This is a genomic window from Burkholderia sp. DN3021 (assembly GCF_049805555.1).
Taxonomy (GTDB): domain Bacteria; phylum Pseudomonadota; class Gammaproteobacteria; order Burkholderiales; family Burkholderiaceae; genus Burkholderia; species Burkholderia pyrrocinia_C.
Genome location: NZ_JBNCAB010000037.1, coordinates 31,608 through 46,803, shown reverse-complemented (window position 1 = coordinate 46,803; position 15,196 = coordinate 31,608). Strand labels below are relative to the sequence as shown.

Here is a 15,196-nt window from a genome sequence, read left to right as displayed (position 1 = left end):
ACGCCCACGATAGTCATACGTCATCAGACATGATCGAATATCCAATCGATCTCATGACATTCCCCAATATCCGGAAAATTTCCGGGTAAACCCGTGACGTCTCGATTAACACTCAGGCGTACCATGTCATACGACGACATACTACATAAGCCACCACCCAGACGCCGACGCGGGCTGCCGCCCCGTCCACCGCCCGACCGGAGACACCGTTGAACCCGCCCTCGCCCGCGCTACCCGGCCGCGACCCGCTCGCGTCCGCCATCTCGAAAGTGAAGTGGCACGTGCTGCCGCTCGTGCTGATCATGTTCATCGCGAACTACATCGACCGCGTGAACGTCGGTTTCGTCGATCGCCACCTCGAAGCGTCGATCGGCATCGGCGCGGCCGCGTACGGGCTCGGCGCCGGGCTGTTCTTCGTCGGCTATGCGCTGTTCGAAGTGCCGTCGAACCTGCTGATGCAGCGCTACGGCGCACGCGTGTGGCTCGCGCGGATCATGGCGACGTGGGGCATCGTCGCGGCCGCGATGGCGTTCGTGTGGAACGACACGTCGTTCTACGTGCTGCGCTTCCTGCTCGGCGCGGCCGAGGCCGGCTTCTTCCCCGGCGTCGTGCTGTACCTGTCGCAATGGCTGCCGCCGCAGGAGCGCGGCAAGGCGATGGCGATCTTCCTCGGCGGCTCCGCGTTCGCGTCGGTGCTGTCCGGGCCCGTCACCGGCGCGCTGCTGTCGATCCGCGGCTTCGGCCTCGAAGGCTGGCAATGGATGTTCCTGATCGAAGGGCTGTTCTCGGTCGCGCTGTGCGGCGCGAGCTGGCTGCTGCTGAAATCGCACATCCGCGACGCGACGTGGCTCACCACCGACGAACGCGCGGCGCTCGAAACGGCGCTCGACGCGGAGCGCGCGACGCGCGACGTACGCTCGAACGTGCCCGTGCGCGCCACCGCGCTGCTGCGCGATCCGCAGATCATGCTGTTCTGCTTCCTGTACTTCTCGATCCAGCTGACGATCTACGCGGCCACGTTCTGGCTGCCGACGATCATTCGCAAGATGGGCGGCCTCAGCGATTTCCAGGTCGGCCTGTACAACACGATTCCGTGGATGATCGCGATCGGCGCGATGTACGGTTTCGCGGTGTTGTCCGCGAAATGGAAGCATCCGCAGCGCTGGCTCGCGTTCGCGCTCGTGCTCGCCGCGTGCGGGCTGTTCGCGTCGACGTCGCACGATCCCGTGTGGTCGTTCGCGTCGATCTGCTTCGCCGCGCTCGGTTTCAAGGCTGCGGCGTCGCTGTTCTGGCCGATCCCGCAGGGTTACCTCGACACGCGCGTGGCCGCGGCCGTGATCGCGCTGATCAACTCGGTCGGCAATCTCGGCGGATTCGTCGCGCCGACGGCATTCGGCTATCTGAAGCAACATACGGGTTCGATCACGGGCGGGCTGTATGCGCTCGCGATCGCGTCCCTCGTCGCCGCGGTCGCCGCGCTGTTCGCGCGCACGCACCGGCGCAGCGATCCGCCGCGCGGCCCGTCGGTCGACGAATCCTTCACGAACGCTACGATGCTCCGCCATGCCGAACACTGACCGCCTGACCGTCGTCGTCTCGAATGCCGCCGACGGCGACCTCGCCACGTTCTCCCTCGCGAGCGACGGCACGCTCGCGCCGCTCGCCCGCTATCCGGCCGCCGACGTCGCGATGCCGATCGTCGTGCAGGCCGACCGCGCGCGGCTCTACGTCGCGACGCGCGGTGAGCAGCCGACGCTCGTCGCGTTCCGCGTCGCCGCGGCCACGGGCGCGCTCGCGCGCATCGGCGCGACCGCGATCGATGCGAGCCACGCGTACCTGTCGCTCGACCGCAGCGGCCGCTGGCTGCTCGGTGCGTCGTACGGCGGGAATTCGCTGAGCCTCTACGACGCCGCGCGCGTGCGCGACGGCGACGGCGCGCCGCTGCAGGTGGCCGGCGGCATCGCGAACGCGCACGCGGTGATCGTGTCGCCGGACAATCGTTTCGCGTACGTCAGTTCGCTCGGCTCGGATCGCGTGTTCAGCTTCGCGCTCGTCGAGGACGCAGCCGGCCTGCGTTTGGCCGAACACGGCGAAACGCGCGTGCCGGCCGGCTTCGGCCCGCGTCACCTGCGATTCGCGCGCGACGGCCGCGCGCTCGTCGTCGTCAGCGAATTCCAGGGCACGCTCGCCACCTTCGCGCGCGATCCCGACAGCGGCCGGCTCGGCGATGCGCACGTGAGCGCGCGCCACCCGGCCATCGCCGAACTCGCGCAAGGCCATGCGCGACCGCCCGCGCCCGCCGAACCTTCGGTGTGGGCCGCCGACCTGCATCTGACGCCCGACGAGCGTTTCGTGTATGTCAGCGAACGCACGTCGAGCCAACTGCTCTGCTATCGCCGCACCGCCGACGGCACGTTCGAGCCCGCGCACGCGACGACCACCGAAACGCAGCCGCGTGGGTTCGCGATCGATCCGTCGGGGCGCTGGCTCGTCGCGTGCGGCGAACAGTCGGAATACGTGTCGGTATATGCGATCGCGCCGGACGACGGCGCGCTGTCGCTGCACGCGCGTGCAGCAGGCGGGCGCGGTGCAAACTGGGTCGAGATCGTCTGACCAAGCAACGCCTGGGCACGATCCGGCAGGTCCGCTGCGAACGCTGGCCCCCCGTGCCCTCGCTCAGCGCCGCTCGCTCGGCGCAACACCCGTCCAGCGCTTGAACGCACGCGTGAAATTGGCGCGGTCCGTATAACCGACGCGCGCCGCAATCTCGTCGACCGGCAGCCGCGTGCCCTCCAGCAGCCGCAGTGCATCGCGCAGCCTGATCTCGTCGAGCAGCGCCGAATAGGTCGCGCCGTACTCGGCGAGCTTGCGCTTGAGCGTGCGCGCCGATACGTGCAGCTCGCGCGCGACGTCGTCGACCGACGGATAACCGCCATCGCCGCAGATCAGCAGGTTGCGCACGCGCTCGACGATGCTCTCCGCATAACCGAGCCGCGCGAGTTCGGCCTCGCACTGCTGGACGATCATCTGCGCTGTGTGTGCGTTCGCGGTACCGATCGGCTCGTCGAGCAGTGCGGCGTCGCAGCGGATGCGGTTCGCGCTTGCATCGAAATGACAACGCGGCAGCCGCGCGCGATAACGCTCGAACCATGGCGGCTCGGGCCATTCGAAGTGCAGTTCGGCACGCGACTGCAGCGTGCGCCCAGGCGCCGGATACAGCAGCGAATTGAACAGGATCGCGGTCTCGACCAGGAAGTTCTCCACTGCAAACTGGCGCAGCCGGCCGAGCGGAAACGCTTCGAGCACGTCGATGTCGACGATCCCGTCGAGTTGTGCGAGCCGCACCGAGAAGAACGGCACGCGCGTCGGCAGATAGCGGATGCCGAGCGCGATCGCCTCTCCAAGCGTCGCGCAGCTCATCAGCCCGAAACCGATCAGCCCCGCTTTCGTCAGGCTGCTGCGCAGGCCGATCTCGATCGCGATCGTCGGGTCGTCCGTCGCGTCGAGCAGGTTGAACACGATCGCCGCCTGCTGCAGCGGCGTGATGCGCGCATCGGGCTGCGCGAGCCGCTCGCGCTCGACGCCCGAGCCAGCGAGAATGCGATCGTTATCGATCCCGCGCTCCTCGGCCAGCATCAGCATGAACAGCGCATACGCGGACGACACCGTCGCCTTGTTCAACTGGCGCGCGGCATCCGGGACGGACAGGGCCATGCGGCGGACTCCGGAGCGATTTCGGCGGATTGTAGCGCCGCTGGCCCGCAATGACACCGCGGCGGCACTCTAGCCTCGCGGCGCGCGATCGGGCGCCCGCTCGCCGGCCATCGTGGCCCGAAATGACACCACCATTGGCACCGGCGGCCCTCGCGTGCGGTGCGGCGCCCGCCTATGCTTGTCACATCGGCATAACGCCCCACTCTTTCCGCACGGATTCCGGTCGATGAGCCAACCCGCACGAACCGTCTTTCGCCACGACGCAGACAAGGTCGCGTACGTCCGCCGCGAGGTCAACGCCGCGAGCGACGCGATCCGCGCGCGCTTTCCGCTGCTCGACAACCAGAACCTCGTCGGCGCGACCGTGATGGCCGTGTCGGTCGCCGCGATGCTCGCGATCGCGTGGCTGTATGCATGCGGCACGATCGCGTGGTACGTCGCGCTGCCGCTCGCCGCGTTCGTCACGTCGCTGATCCACGAACTCGAGCACGACCTGATCCACTTGATGTACTTCAAGAAGACGCCGTGGGCCTATCACCTGATGATGGCGCTGTGCTGGCTCACGCGGCCGGGCACGATCAACCCGTGGACGCGGCGGCGCATGCACCTGCATCACCACAAGGTGTCGGGCGGCGAATCGGATCTCGAGGAATTCGGCATCACCAACGGCGAGCGCTGGGGCGTGAAGCGCCTGCTGATGATCGCGGACGGGATGCTCGCCGTCGTGCTGCGGCCGGCCGCGATGCGCCGCAAGGTGAAGCAGTATGTGGCCGCGCAGCCGGTGCAGGATCCGGCCGAGCGCATGCAGTTGCGCGTCGAGCAGGTGTCGTCGTACATGCCGGTCGGTCACGTGTACTACGCGCTGTGGCACGCGTTCATCGTCTATCACATCGGCCTGTTCGCACTGCACGCGTTCGGCTATGCGGTGACGGTGCCGGCCCTGATCGAGCGTGTGATGGATGTCGTCGATTTCCTGGCGGTCGTGTGGCTCGGGCCGAACTTCGTGCGCAGCTTCTGCATCAACTTCGTCAGCTCGAACATGCATTACTTCGGCGACATCGATTCGCGCAACGTGATCCAGCAGACGCAGGTACTCAACCCGTGGTGGATGCTGCCGTTCCAGTTGTTCTGCTTCAACTTCGGCAACACGCACGCGATCCATCACTTCGTCGTGCGCGACCCGTTCTACATCCGGCAACTGACCGCGCGAACCGCGCATGCGGCGCTGCGCGAAGTGGGCGTGCGCTTCAACGACGTCGGCACGTTCGCGCGTGCAAATCGCTGGGGTGCTTATCGTCCTTCGCGCGGCACGCGTCACGTGCAGGTCGACGCGTAATACCGGCGTCGGCAGCGCGCCGCATCAATCGCCGATCGGCGGCATCGCTCCCTGCCCGCGGATCCACGACCAGTTCGCGAGTTCGGCCATTTCCTTGTCGCCGCGGCTGTCGCCGTACGCGAACAGTTGCGTCGGCGGCCGGTTGCCCCACCACCCGCGCAGCCGCACGACCTTCTGCGGCCCCCAGCAATTCTCGCCGTCGAGCCGCCCGGCGAATGCGCCGCGCTCGAACGCAAGCCGCGTCGCGAGCACGGCGTCGAAACCGGCCGTCTTCGCCCACTTCTCCAGATACAGCGACGGCGACGCGCTGACCAGCACGACTTCATGCCCGCGCGCCCGATGCTCGCGAATCCGTTCGAGCATTTCCGGCCGCACGAAGCGCGGCAGGGTCGTACCGACGAAAGTGCTTGCCAGCGCATCGAGCGCGTCCTCGCGAACCGGCCCGAACGCGAACGACGCGAACTTCGCCTTCGCGTCGCCGCGCGACAGCAACCCGGCCTTCATCGCGACGATCCACGGCAGCGCGCGCAGCCCGGCCCACGCGAAGCGCGGCGTGCCGACTGCGTAGCGGACAAAGTGGCGGAAGCTGTCGGTGGTCGTGATGGTGCCGTCGAAATCGAATGCGGCGACGATGCGGTCAGTCATGGAGAATCGGCGGAAAAGCGATGAGATGCCCGGGAAGATAGCAGACTCGCGCCAGTGCGCGCGAAACGGCGTGACGAAGCGTGGCCCGGGCGGCGACCACGCGCGCCGAAGCGCACGTGGCCGTCGTGCCGTTCGCTCAGCGCTGCGGTCGCGCCGCCAGTGCCGCGGGCAGCACGACGTTCATCAGGTGATCGGCGCGCGACAGCAGGTCGGTCACGCGCTCGTCGAGCCCGCGCAGTTGCGCGGGCTGCATCCGGATCTGCTGGACCGCCTGCCCGACGATGTTGCGGCGGTCGAACAGCGTGCGCTCGACGCCCGCGTCGTCCGGCACGCGCACGACGTCCGCCACCGCGCTCAGCGCCGCGAGCACGATCACGAGGTTTTCTTCCGCATGGCGGACCTTCGCGGCAAGCTCCTCGGTGCGACGCGGGAAGAAGCCGAGCGATTGCTTGAGCGCGCCGAGCGCCGCGCGGTAGTCGACATGGATCGACGCCGCGCCGAACCAGCGTTCGAACCTGCCGGCCTTGCGCGTCGCCTGCGCGAGCAGGCCGGCCATCATGTCCGCCGCGCCAAGTTCGTTGAATTCGCGCGTCGTCGCCGCGACGGCTTCGACGAGGTTGCCCGCCGTCTCCAGCGCGCTGTCGCCGATCGTCGCGACCGTCGCGAGCTTGAGCGGCACCAGTTGCCGGATGTGCCGCTCGATGCGCGGCGCGTAGTCGGGATAGAGATTCGGGAAGCTGGCCTGCGCGGCGCGGAAGCACGCTTCGAGCAGCGGGTGGTTCGATTCGCCGAACAGCGCGCGGCCGATCGCATCGGCGCTCGCCGCGCGCACGGCCTTGTCGGACGCCGGCCCGAAGTCGAGCGCCTGCGGCGCCGGCCGGTCGGGCACACGCGCGGCCGGCACACCGGCCGTGGACGGCGCGTCGAACGCAAGACGCCCGGGCGTGCGCTCGGGCGTCGTATCGAACTCGAGCCGCTTCGGCTCGTCGGACGGATTCGTCATCGCTGCATCCTGCCCGGCGCGGCGGTCTCCCGCACGCCGGGCTGCCGCCAGTCAGACCGCGACACCGTACGCGCGCACGAAATCGCCGAGGCCACGGTTGTAACCGGCGCCGACCGCCTTGAACATGAAGTGGCCGTCGCGACGATAGAAGCTGCCGACCTGCACCGACGTCTCCATCGAGAAGTCTTCCTCGAGCGCATACTTCGCGATCACCGCACCCGACACCTCGTCGGCGATCTGGATGTAGCTGTTGCGAACCTGTCCGAAATTCTGGCGACGCGCTTCGGCCTGGTCGATCGTCACGACCACCGAGATTTCCTCGACGTCGGCAGCAAGCTTCGTCATGTCGATGAAGATCACTTCGTCGTCGCCGCCGCCGCTGCCCGTGCGGTTGTCGCCGCTATGCACGACGCCCATGCACTTCGACGCCGGCATCCCGCGCTTCGGGAAATCGTCGCCCGGCTGGATGAAGGTTTCCTCGCGGTCCATCGTGCGCACTTCGCTGTTGTAGAACACGAAGTGCTGATCCGAGATCAGCTTCGGATTGGTCTGCGCATCGTACTTGCACAGGAACACCGACACGTCGAGATCGAAATCCGTGCCCGTGTCCGTCGCGTTCGCGTCCCAACCGAGACCGATGCGGAATTTCTGCGTGCCGGGCGCTTCCTTCGACAGGTTGACGCGACCGCCTTTCGACAAATTGATCATCTGAACCTCTTCTGCTGGAACCGCCGTTGCGCCGGCGGCAATGCCGGGGCGCCGTGCGCGGCCCCTCGTTGATGGTGTCCGTGCCGCGTGTATTACTTGCCCGCCACCGCGGTCCGGTCTTCCTTGCGTTGCACGACGATCGACGACCACACGGCCGCGGCGATCATCGCCGCACCGATCAGGCCCGTGACAACCTCGGGCACCTCGAACTTCACGCCGAGGAACATGATCGTTGCGAGCGCACCGATCGCCCAGAACGCACCGTGCTCGAGAAAGCGATACTGCGCGAGCGTGCCCTTCTTCAGCAGCACGAGCGTCATCTCCCGGATGTAGGCCGCGCCGACGCCGAGGCCGAGCGCGATCAGGAAGATGTTGTTCGACAGCGCGAACGCGCCGATCACGCCGTCGAAGCTGAACGACGAATCGAGCACTTCGAGATACATGAAGCCCGCGACGCCTTCGCGCACAACGCGCGTGCCGGTGTCCTCGCCGCCGATCAGGTCGCCGATGCCGTGCGCAATCACGAAGCTGATCACGCCGAACGCGCCCGCGAGCAGGAAGCTGACCTGCTCGGCCGCCGGCACATAGAACGACGCGACGATCACGATCGCGAGCGTCAGCGCCACTTCCAGCGCCGTGATGCGGCCGAGATGGCGCATCGGGCCTTCGAGGAAACCGATCCAGTGCTCGTCCTTCTCGGTGTCGAGCATGAACTTGAAGAACACCATCAGCAGGAACGCGCCGCCGAACGCCGACACCTGGTGATGCGCGGAGGTCAGAATCGCCGCGTACTTCTCCGGCGATTCGATCGCGAGCGTCAGCGCGTCCCACATTCCGATGTGGCCGATCACCGCGACGATCAGCAGCGGGAACACGAGCCGCATGCCGAACACGGCAACCGGCAGGCCGAACACCATGAAGCGGTTGCGCCACTTCTCCGACCAGTTCTTGAGCACCGATGCATTGACGACCGCGTTGTCGAGCGACAGCGAAATTTCGAGCACGCACAGGACCGCGACGATCAGCATGTCCTTTACGCCGCCGAGGAGATAGGCCGCGACCAGCGCGAGCACGGTGAGCGACAGCGGGATCTTGAAGTCTTTCAACATGATGGGGTAATCGAGTTTTGAAAAAGGGGTATGCGGGCCGCGCTTACTTCGCGCGCACCCAGTCGCAGAATTCCTGCGTGATCAACTGTTCATAGATCTGTTCGTCGCTGAGATCGAGCGACTCGAGATGCAGGAAGCCGACGTTCGGCATTTCGTCCGCGACTTCCGCGAGGAAGCCGAATTCGTTCGGATCGCCGACGCCGACCAGCGACCAGTACAGCGGAAAGTGCTGAGACTCGGCCATCAACTGGCGCACGCGCTTGCGGTCGTTCTTCGGGTTCTGCCCGTCGGTGACGAACAGCACCCATGCGGGCAGGTGGCCGTTCACCGGTGCGGAGGCGGCCGGCGCGGGCGCTTCGTCCGCGCCGCCGAACAGCCGGCTCAGGAAGCCGCGCTTTTCTTCGCGCTTCGGCTCCGGCGCGCGGAAGAAGAAGTCGACGATGTCGTTCATCACCGGCGCGTACTGCGTGCCGCCCCACTTGTCGATCCGGGCTTCGAGCACGTGATCGGAGATGTACGAGCCGTAGTTGTCCGGCGTCGCGGTCGGCAGGCGGTCGTAGCCTTCGGTAAAGGTCCACGTATCGACTTCGCCGTTGTCGTCGAACTTCAGTGCGATGCCGAGGATCCGGTCGTGCGTCTCCTGGATCACGCCCGACTGGTAAAGCGGCTTCGCGGAGCCCGAGATGTCGAGCGCCGCGCCGACACGCACGACGGGCGGCTTCAGGATCTGGCGTTTTTCGAGGACGATCGCGACCTTCGCCGCGCGTTTCTCAAGCGTAATCATGCGGTGTTCCTTAGTTATGCTTCGGAGCGAATCGGGTGATCAGGTCCTGTTCGAGCTGGCGCAGGCGCGGCGCGTCCTGCTCACGCTGGCGCTTGCCGTCGGCGATGATCTGCGTGACGTCGTCGAATGCGCCGAACAGCTGCTGCTGCGCGTATTCGAACGTGTCGGTCGAGATCACCGGGCGCTGGCCGAGCTTCGCGACTTCCTGCGCGTTCTGGCGATTCAGGTCGGCCTGCGCGCGGATCGCCTCGTCGGCCGCGTCATATGTCGCGTTCGCGAGCGCCGCCGCGCGCTTCGTGCCGAGCTGCTCGAGGTAGAGCGCGAACGCGTTGGTCCACGCGGGGATCAGCACGATCTTGATCGTCATGAACTTCGACGTCAGCGTGCGTTTCTGGTCCTGCTCCATCCGGATCTGCGGCGCGAGCTGCTTCGACATCAGCATTGCGCGGTCGAGGTCGTCGAGCTTGCTTTCGAGCGCGTCGACCTTGCGCTTCACGTCGAGCAGGCGTTGCGCGGCGAACGCGTCGTCCGCCGGCTGCTGGCCGGCCGCGAGATGCGCGCGCAGCGTCGCGAGCGCCGATTCGCCGTGCGCCTTCGACTGCGCGAGCTCCTGGTGCAGCGCATAGTTGTCGTTGTACATCCGCTCGAGCTCGTCGATGCCGGCCTTCTGGCGCTGCGCATGGTTTTCGAGCTCGACGACGAGCGTATCCATCCGCTTGCTCGCCGACTCGTATTGCGACAGCAGCTTTTCCTTGGTCGAGCGGAACAGCCGCGTGACTTGCGTGATGAAGCCGCCCTTGTCGGCACCGCGCGGGTCGAGTCCTTTCGCGGTCGAGATCAGTTCGTTGAGCTTGTCGCCGAACTGGTCGGCGTCGGACGCACGGACGCTCGCGAGTATCTGCTGGGAGAAGGCGGCGATCCGCGTACCCTGCGTCGCGCCGAGCTGGTCGATCTCGTCGACGGTGATCAGGCGCGCGTGCTCAGTCGGCTGCGCTGCCGGCACGACGGTGGCGGCGGGCACGGCGACGGGTGACAAAGACGGGGTGGAAGGACGATCGCTGACCGCATCGGATTTCTTGTCATCGAATAGCGGCTTCATGTGGCTACCACGTTTCCTTTTCTGCTTTTTGCTACGTGTTGTCGTGCGCGCGACGCGCACATCCGCGATAACCGCCGTGCTCTCTCACGGGCGGCAGACGGACAATAAATGGCGACGGTGCGGTGCGTCAAGGGAGTCACATCTTTCATTTTCCATACGCCTTGTAATGTTGACGATGAAAACCTCGACGCGAGTTTCGGGAGGGCGCGGACAAACCCCTTGATGGAGTGAGAATCCAGATTTCGCGGGTGGCCCGGAAAGCGCCGAATAGAAGGTATTTTGAAAGAAATCGACTTGCGCTATTCCGCTGATTGTTACAGATTGCTTAATGCCGCACACTGTCGCGACTCATCAGGTGGCGTACCCGTCGATATGCGGACCTGCGGCCGTATCGCACCAATCACCCTGCGTCGGTCCTACTCTGAATAACCTTGCGTTGCCGGACCCGCATCGTGACGACGGCCACACCGCGGCAAGTACGCGTTGTTTCCGCCGCGTGCGCGGAACCAGTCCCTTGCTTGCGTCAATCGGTGTGAGTTTCGAAGGTGCAACGACCACCACTGCGGTCGGATGTTCGATGTCGGTCGTTCCGACAAGATTGTCGCCATGACGATCGAGACGAACCCAGCGCGTCCGACAAGAGTGAAGCGGTGCATGGATGTTCCAGATCGAACCGGTCAACCACGCGGACCAGTCCGGCACTCCGTCGAACTGGAGCGCTGCTGTCGTGCAACGTAGTGAATTTCTCGAGGCGAGCGATCCGGCAATTCATTCCCGCCCGGACGACGCCAGACTCGAAATCAGCGTCGCGCCGCACGATGTCTTGTGACCGTCGAAAGCGGCGGGTTTTCCGTCGATGATGACCTGCGGATCGCCTTCGGCGATAAAGCACGCCTGATGCCCTGAGATTGGGCAGATGCACGTATCACCGAGCCGGGCGACCGGCCGCCCCATCACTTCACTGACCGCGCTGCCGGTCACGACCTGCCCCCCGTGGCTCGTCGCATCGCCGACCCGAATGATTCCGCGCATGCGCGCTCCTTATTCCGAATAACCTTGCGACGCCGGCCGCGCATCGTGGCGACGCCCCCACCAAGGCAAGTACGCGTTGTTTTCGCCACGTGCACGGAACCAGTCCTTGCTTGCGTCGATCGGCGTCAGTTTTGACGGCGCGACCACCACCACTGCCGTCGGATGCTCGGCGTCTGTCGTTCCCGCCACGAGCACGTTTCCACCAAGGTGATTCGCGCGGCCGATTGCCAGCGCCACGTCGGTCAATGCCGCGCCGGCGCCCATGTCGCCGAGCAATGCCGACGTATTGAAAGTCTGCGTACGGAAATCGTATTCCGGCAGCACTTCCGTCAACGTCTGCGATAGTGAGGCAATTCGTGTCGATGCGGCATCGCTGCCCTTGCCCGCGTCGTGCACGATGTAATTTACCGACGACACCGGCACGCCTGCATTACTCGCCGCCGTATCGATCGTCGACTTCCATGCCTGTACCGCGCGGCTCGCGCCTTGTTTCGCCTCGAAATCCTTGACGTTGCTTCGTGCAGCTTTACCGATCCAAGCAAGTGGCTCACGCTCGGTCTTCAGATCCGGGCCAGCGAGGAACAGCACCACCATGTTCTCGTTGATTTGCCCATCCTTCGGAGGAAAACTCGGCGCGTCCCAGTTCATCACCCATACGCTCTTGTCCGGATGCGATGCGAGATAGTCCAGGGCCGCGTTCAACGATGTAAAACCGGCATTCCCTTGCCCCGACGTCACGTGCACATCGGGAGGCGTATCGCGGCTCCACAGATCTCTGGCCGAGGGGTTACCGATCTCATACGCATTGACCATGTTGTCGCGCACATACACCTTCGCACGCTCCGGATCCAGACGACCAGACGGGATCGCAAGCTCAACGCGAATACCGGCCAATTCACGCCACTTCTTTTTGTCGTCAGACTTGACTGTGTAAAAATAATTGGAATTCGTCACGTAACGCGTGCGAAACAAAACAAGCAGCTTATCGATATATTTTTCATAAAACCCCTCGAATGACTCGCTACCCCACTGGCCGTCCGCCACAATTGAAATCGGCTGTAGAGTCGAGTACTTTTTCGGATTTGTCCGAACCATATCGTCGCTACTATTTGGCTTAACCAACTCAAGTGTCCACAACAACTGCCACTCTGTCGGATAGTCTCGTCTCTGCAACGGGTTCATCCATTCAAGACCCACCACTTGCGCCACAAAGGGTCTTGACGACTCCGCAGCCACGCCAGCATTCACCTTGCCGACGGATGAAGCGGCTACCGCTTTCGGCGCCGACAGAGCCGTCGTCAACGCAAACGCCACGATTGCCAGCAGTCCCGGCAGCAACACTATTCGCTTCATCAACTCTCCCAAATTTGATAGCACGCTCGACGTATCGCCGGCGGCAATCGACAGCGCGAGCGAGACCGACGAGGCCAGGATCATCACAACGCACGCAAGTCCTGCGCGACGAGGCCACGTGGCGATGACCGCGCTCATAGAATACTCCCGATCTTCATGAAGAATCCCCCATCACGCTCGTCATGTATTTTCGATGGCATCGCAGCAGTCTTGTCTACTTTCACCCAATCTTGCAGAAATTTTTTCTCAAATTTTCCGAATGAAATGTACTCGGAAAATTTCCGACTCGAATTATCCTTATTCAACCCTTCAACGAATCTCCAATCGGCCTCGATCCTCAACCTGTAAAAATCAAGCTCTGTCAAATAACACAGCCCGATTGCCACATCATAAGCCAATGCCTTTTCAGCATGCTCCTTGTTGGTCATGATGGTCGAATGGTTGGTAGGGTTATTCTTGTCGCCCCCATTCAGAATGTCGAAGACTTCCTTGTTCCGCCATTCGGCGTAGTCTGCTGATGCGACTGATGGGTCATCCTCTCCGACCACCCTTCCTTCCTCGTCCACCCATTCGCGATTCTTCGACCTTCTCGCTTCCATACGAAGAATCGAATGATCCTCATACCGTTGCGCAGCCTCCGATTCAGCATCACCCTTCGCTTTCAGCGCGTCACCCTCGGTCTTGAACTTTTCCGACTTCGTGTCGAAGTTGTCGTACGGATCGTCGTCTCGCTTGTTTTCCTTACCAGCATCGCGTGCAGCCGACGGCGGATCGTAACCCTCGTTGAAGCGCCCTTCCTCGATCGGTTTCCCCTGCCCGTCGCAAGCGCCCGATGGTTTGCCGTAGCGCAACGCCTGCGGCTCGAAGCGTGTTTCTTTATCGAGCATCGGAGCCGTAATCGGGATTTCCCAATCTTTCGGCGGATCAGCATTGACCTTCATGTCCGTCAAATTGAACAGATAGAGGGCTGGGCTCGTTACAAGCGTGATGAATTTCGTGAACAACCCTTCATTTGAATGCATGCCTCGTCCAAGGCCATACCGTGCAGGCGGTGACGACGGATACCAGAAGCCTTCCTTTTCGTTCTTGTCCTTGCGCCAGTCATCCTGCCAATACCGGTACAGCTTGGTTTCACCGCCCACCTGGATATTCGATGCGAACACACGTTGCGAGAAAACGCCCCACCCGTTTGTCGCATTGATCTCGTCGATACACATGCCGCGCCAGCCGATTCCCTGGACGGTCAGTGCGGAAATCACCTGGTCATGCGGGCAGCAGTACAACGTCACTCTCCCGTAGGTGTTTTTCTGGTACAACCCGTGCGCCTCTCGGTCCTTGGCTGCGCTATACGGTTTCCCGCCATTCTTCGACGGTCGCGCGTTTTCCATCGCGCGATCGAGATCCTCCGCAGGCATCTCCAGATCGGCCCGGGCGCGAAGGATATCGAAGTACTCCCGTAGCGTTTCCTTGCGCGCGACATAGGTCTCGCGCCCCACGTGCCCGTCCTTGTCGCGGACCCCGCGCTGTGCCCAAGTGTCAGTCATGTTGCTTTCCACAAGGCTGTACGGGGGATTGGCGAGAACATAGGTGTCCGCAACGCAGCGCCCGCTCTTGCCCCACTGATCCGTTACCTCGGGCAAACGGTCGCCGAGAAATGCTGCGGCGAGACCAATCATGTTTCCCTGGCTATGGCACACGATCGTGATCGGCGCGTCAGCCTGTCTCTTGCGAATCGATTCGACCAGGCGCGCAAGCCGCAGTGCCCCAAGCACGCCGTAAATGCGCGGCGGAGTCGAGTAGATCTTGCGATTGCCGATGCCATTCATGTGCTGAACGGTCAACCACAGGAAGAGCCGGTCGTTCAGCCCATCGTTCCACAGATCCGGCAGGCTCGAACACCCTCCCGCGAAAGGGCCTCCGCCCCAGTAATTCTTCTCGTTGAGCATGATCTTGTCGCCATACTCCTTCAGCTCCTCCGCGTTCGCGGAATAGCCCCACCGAAAGTGAATGACGGGTGAAAAGGACGGATCGGGCTTGATGTACGTCTGCGATGACATATCCGGATTCAGGAATCCGTCAGGCGTCAAACTGTCGATATAGCTGACCGGCGTCATCTGCCCGGCCACCGGCCCGCAGTGAAACAACTGATCGTCATAACGCCCCATGCGCCGGTTCAATCCGTCGCACAGTCCTTTCTCGGCCTCCTTGAACCATTCGCCCTCCGAATTCACCCCGTGAACGAAAATGACGACGCCCGGCAGCGGCATCTGCATCACGCATTGAAGGTCGTTGCGGTTGAACAGCGTCGTCCCCACTCCACCGCCCACCGGCATCTGCGACGGATCGGTCGTCGGCGTCTGCCCGTTCGCGTCTTGCGCAAAGTTATAGTTGAACATGTTGTTTTTCTTGAAGA

Annotated in this window: 13 protein-coding genes and 1 pseudogene; 3 read left to right on the top strand and 11 right to left on the bottom strand. The window is 63.7% G+C overall.

Going from position 1 to position 15,196, the window contains the following annotated elements:
• Positions 1–209 precede the first annotated feature (209 nt).
• Positions 210–1,577, top strand: coding sequence for an MFS transporter (locus ACPUER_RS19290; protein ID WP_310141534.1), 1,368 nt, complete (start codon positions 210–212; stop codon positions 1,575–1,577).
• A complete protein-coding gene (locus ACPUER_RS19285; protein ID WP_425131882.1) occupies positions 1,564–2,613 on the top strand; it encodes a lactonase family protein in 1,050 nt (349 codons plus the stop codon). Before ACPUER_RS19290 ends, ACPUER_RS19285 begins: the two co-directional genes overlap by 14 nt.
• Positions 2,614–2,676: 63 nt before the next feature.
• Here ACPUER_RS19285 and ACPUER_RS19280 read toward each other — a convergent pair whose 3' ends face one another.
• Complete coding sequence (locus ACPUER_RS19280) at positions 2,677–3,714, bottom strand: AraC family transcriptional regulator (protein ID WP_425131881.1); 1,038 nt, start codon at positions 3,712–3,714, stop codon at positions 2,677–2,679.
• A 226-nt stretch (positions 3,715–3,940) separates the two neighbouring features.
• On the opposite strand from ACPUER_RS19280, the gene ACPUER_RS19275 reads away from it, so the two are divergent.
• The gene (locus tag ACPUER_RS19275; protein ID WP_425131880.1) at positions 3,941–5,050 is read left to right on the top strand and encodes a fatty acid desaturase; all 1,110 of its coding nucleotides are present in this window, start codon (positions 3,941–3,943) and stop codon (positions 5,048–5,050) included.
• Between the two features lie 24 nt (positions 5,051–5,074).
• Here the strand turns inward: ACPUER_RS19275 and ACPUER_RS19270 are convergent, their stop codons facing one another.
• From ACPUER_RS19270 to ACPUER_RS19225, 10 genes and pseudogenes are all read right to left on the bottom strand, one after another.
• Entirely contained in the window at positions 5,075–5,695 is a 621-nt protein-coding gene (locus tag ACPUER_RS19270; RefSeq protein ID WP_310141523.1) for an HAD family hydrolase, read from the bottom strand.
• Between the two features lie 136 nt (positions 5,696–5,831).
• Complete coding sequence (locus tag ACPUER_RS19265) at positions 5,832–6,698, bottom strand: hypothetical protein (RefSeq protein WP_425131879.1); 867 nt, start codon at positions 6,696–6,698, stop codon at positions 5,832–5,834.
• A 51-nt stretch (positions 6,699–6,749) separates the two neighbouring features.
• A complete protein-coding gene (locus ACPUER_RS19260; protein ID WP_175964164.1) occupies positions 6,750–7,406 on the bottom strand; it encodes a TerD family protein in 657 nt (218 codons plus the stop codon).
• Positions 7,407–7,498: 92 nt separating this feature from the next.
• A complete protein-coding gene (locus tag ACPUER_RS19255) occupies positions 7,499–8,515 on the bottom strand; it encodes a DUF475 domain-containing protein (protein WP_072436946.1) in 1,017 nt (338 codons plus the stop codon).
• Between the two features lie 43 nt (positions 8,516–8,558).
• The gene (locus tag ACPUER_RS19250) at positions 8,559–9,299 is read right to left on the bottom strand and encodes a VWA domain-containing protein (RefSeq protein ID WP_034183503.1); all 741 of its coding nucleotides are present in this window, start codon (positions 9,297–9,299) and stop codon (positions 8,559–8,561) included.
• Positions 9,300–9,309: 10 nt separating this feature from the next.
• Positions 9,310–10,398 (bottom strand): toxic anion resistance protein, encoded by a 1,089-nt coding sequence (locus ACPUER_RS19245; protein ID WP_425131878.1) that lies wholly within the window; start codon positions 10,396–10,398, stop codon positions 9,310–9,312.
• Positions 10,399–10,814: 416 nt separating this feature from the next.
• Positions 10,815–10,989: pseudogene (locus ACPUER_RS19240) on the bottom strand (virulence factor); the annotation flags it as partial.
• A gap of 177 nt (positions 10,990–11,166) precedes the next feature.
• Positions 11,167–11,430 carry a PAAR domain-containing protein gene (locus ACPUER_RS19235; protein WP_175964166.1) on the bottom strand — a complete coding sequence of 88 codons (264 nt, stop codon included), beginning with the start codon at positions 11,428–11,430 and terminating at the stop codon, positions 11,167–11,169.
• A 9-nt stretch (positions 11,431–11,439) separates the two neighbouring features.
• Complete coding sequence (locus tag ACPUER_RS19230) at positions 11,440–12,783, bottom strand: virulence factor (RefSeq protein WP_425131888.1); 1,344 nt, start codon at positions 12,781–12,783, stop codon at positions 11,440–11,442.
• A 134-nt stretch (positions 12,784–12,917) separates the two neighbouring features.
• Positions 12,918–15,179, bottom strand: coding sequence for a T6SS effector phospholipase Tle3 domain-containing protein (locus ACPUER_RS19225; RefSeq protein WP_204423862.1), 2,262 nt, complete (start codon positions 15,177–15,179; stop codon positions 12,918–12,920).
• Positions 15,180–15,196 lie beyond the last annotated feature (17 nt).